This window comes from Paraburkholderia sp. BR10141 (genome assembly GCF_056155635.1).
The window spans coordinates 1-391 of sequence record NZ_JBMIQH010000150.1; the positions used below are offsets into that span (position 1 = coordinate 1).

1 pseudogene is annotated in these 391 nt (G+C 62.9%); it reads right to left on the reverse strand.

Going from position 1 to position 391, the window contains the following annotated elements:
- Positions 1 to 309, reverse strand: a pseudogene (locus ACOJB8_RS41255) (cytochrome c); the annotation flags it as partial.
- Positions 310 to 391 lie beyond the last annotated feature (82 nt).

Here is a 391-nt window from a genome sequence, read left to right on the forward strand (position 1 = left end):
GCCCTGGCGCACGGCCCTGGCGAAGTCGTCGTAGCTCCACTTGCCGATGCCCGTATTCGCGTCGGGTGTGATGTTGGTCGAGTAGATCGCGCCGATCGGCGTGTCGAACTTCAGGCCGCCCGCGAAGGGCCTGCCGCCCTGTGTGGTGTGGCAGGCAATGCAGTCGCCCGCGCGCGCGAGGTATTCGCCATGTGCGACGAGAGCGGCATTCGGTTGCTCAGCCGCGTGTGCCGAAAATGCCATGAACGCCGCACACGCGAAAGTTGCGCGCGCAACGTTCGCGCCGATGGAAAAAATGTTCTTCTTCATGCGACTCTTCACACGCTCACCAGGGGACCGGGATTCTTCAGATACTGGTTGCGAATGGCCTTCGCGCTCCAGTAAGCGAGGG